The sequence below is a fragment of the Streptococcus sp. 121 genome (genome assembly GCF_016458205.1).
Taxonomy (GTDB): domain Bacteria; phylum Bacillota; class Bacilli; order Lactobacillales; family Streptococcaceae; genus Streptococcus.
In genome coordinates, this window is the sequence record NZ_JAEMED010000072.1 from 1 (window position 1) to 2,492 (window position 2,492).

General features: G+C 30.5%; 3 protein-coding genes. All 3 read right to left on the minus strand.

The features are described from left to right. A partial coding sequence (locus JEQ21_RS09645; protein WP_199365302.1) for a radical SAM protein occupies window positions 1–984 on the minus strand: 984 nt, incomplete at its 3' end. An 11-nt stretch (window positions 985–995) separates the two neighbouring features. Then, on the minus strand, window positions 996–1,118 hold the full coding sequence (locus JEQ21_RS10160; RefSeq protein ID WP_267904639.1) for a ryptide family R-Y-crosslinked RiPP peptide: 123 nt from the start codon (window positions 1,116–1,118) through the stop codon (window positions 996–998). Window positions 1,119–1,204: 86 nt separating this feature from the next. Beyond that, the gene (locus JEQ21_RS09650) at window positions 1,205–2,071 is read right to left on the minus strand and encodes a helix-turn-helix domain-containing protein (RefSeq protein ID WP_199365303.1); all 867 of its coding nucleotides are present in this window, start codon (window positions 2,069–2,071) and stop codon (window positions 1,205–1,207) included. Window positions 2,072–2,492 lie beyond the last annotated feature (421 nt).

The window sequence follows — 2,492 nt, forward strand, 5'->3', positions numbered from 1 at the left end:
ATTTACCCTCTTTTTTCTAGTTAGTTTCTGAAAGATACTAACTAGAAAAAGGAGGCCAGGCAACCACGGGGCGCCTAGAACGCACAAAATTCTATCAAAAACTGTCCAAGATATTGACTGAAATCCATTCCAGAAAAAATTCGATTTAGAAAAGTACCCATGTTCCTTAAAGTAATTAAATAAGTTTATAAGATTATCAATATTTGTCCTATCAAAATTTGTTCCAACATCAATAGTCAAACCAAAATCTAATAATACCTGTGTAATCTTCAATAATTTTTTTGTATTATTGGCAACCTTTGTTATTTTAACAGCCTCTTCATAGTTTTCAGGAAGAGTATTAACTGTAATCGCAATCCCTGAGATAATACCCCTATGAATTATAAGCTTTTTGGCAAAAAAAGGTAAAAATATTCCATTTGTTGTAATATCTATCTTTATTTTGTGTTCAACACAGTACTGAAATATTCGATCAATAATAGGTTCATTTTGAGGAAGTAGAGGTTCCCCTCCGAATAAACCAAAGCTTATATTCAATTTTGGATTATCACTAATTAGAATCGATATTTGTGCCAATGTTTCTTCCAACTCTTCAAGAGTAATCGGTTTTCGAACAAGCGATTTATATTGCTGCTGAAAACAATAACTACATCTTAAATTACATGAATAGGTTATCGCAAACGATATATAGATACTATTGTATGCATTTAATATCTTCTGATTATCATATAAATTGTCTACCGAAAAACTATCAGGATACCTTGTTGGAGTAACTAATAATTCCTCCATCTCTTCACTAATTTCAAGCATATTGTTTCGAATACAGCTTGCATCAACAATCAAAATCTTATTTTTAAAAGAGTTTATAACCAAGGCATAATCTTCCGTTAGATTTCTATAATAAATCGAATCAAGAGGTATTTTTTTAATTTGTCCTTTTTCCTTAATTGGAATTAATGTGCCATTTACTACCTCATACGCCATTTTAAAACCTCCTAATATCTACGGCGCATAGTTTTTTGACATACAATTATGTCTCCTAATTCAACTTCTTGCTCCATTAGATTATCAATTTCATTCATTTGTCGTAATTCTTCATCCGAAAATTCTAAAATCATAATATCACCTCAAAAAAATTTTTTGTAAGCTTACAACTATAGTATATTTCACCGATACCTTTTCCGAATAAAATTCCCATATATGCTTAGTTCTCGTTTTCTATTATTAACTTGGTAAGAAAATCTTCATAGTGTTGAGCTAGGACATTACAGTCTAGAAGTCTCATGACCCCAATGCATTTCCTCATTTCGATCACTGCTAACTGATCCCCATCCTTTCTATATATCAATAGATTTTGTGCATATTTAAAAATCAATCTCTCGTACATTTCTGTATCATTAAAATAAGAATTTTTGAGTTGTTTTTCTAAATACATAGCATCCAGATATTCTTTTCGTTCAACACAAGTAATATAGGCGTTTAATAGCATAGAAGCAATTAATCTTCTATTATTGGGTAAGTCCTTGTAAAAATTGGTTCGATTATACATTTCTCTACATAGTAGCATTAGTGTCTCATGTTGAAGTACATCTAAAGTATTGGAGAATAGAAGTAATTCATAATGTCCCCAATAGTCAACACTAAACAGATAGTTTGTTAAATAAGCAACATCAGAATCTGTATAATACGTCTCCCCAGTTAAATCTTGGAGACGAATTTTTATCAAAATACAATTTAAACTATGAAATAGGATCCTAGTATCTCTTTTTTCAGTTTGGCTAATTAATAATTTTTTCATGCCAGCAATATTTTTTGTGCTAACAAATATTTTTATTTGTTGAAGAATTTCATTCAGCTCATCTCTACGGAAATCATGTGCGGCATAAACAAATTCATCAATTGGCATATTTATCTCATCCAAAATAGCAATAAATTTAGTAATTGTTAAATCTGTTTCACCTTTTTCAAATCTCGATAATTGAGAGATAGAAATCCCTGACTTTGCCACATCTTTCAAGCGCAAACCTCTGGCTGTACGAAACTTTTTGAAAAGTCTACCTATTTTTTCCATAATTTACCTCCACTAAGCAAATACGGGAATATCCTTTTTTTTAGATATCTATAGTATATACTGTAACAAAAGAAAAGAGGAGTTCTTTATGAAAATAAGTAAATTATATTTAACGTTAACTCTATTTTTAAGCCTTATTATTATCGTTGTAGGTTAGGATGTTCAACCTAAATTATTCATAGATAAAAATCCAAACCACCCAACAAGTAGCTTGGACAAGGGCTATAAGCTCATATTGTAACCCATTTGGAGATTTTTTTGTATAATAGCCAATGCGCACCACGACAAACGCATGAAGAAAACTCCCTATTGAAAATTTTCAGTAACCGATAAATATTCGTAAAAACGACCTCTTAAGCCTATAATTAGCTTAGGAGGGCGTTTTTATGGATGTTATGATTTCATATTTAAAGTCTATTGA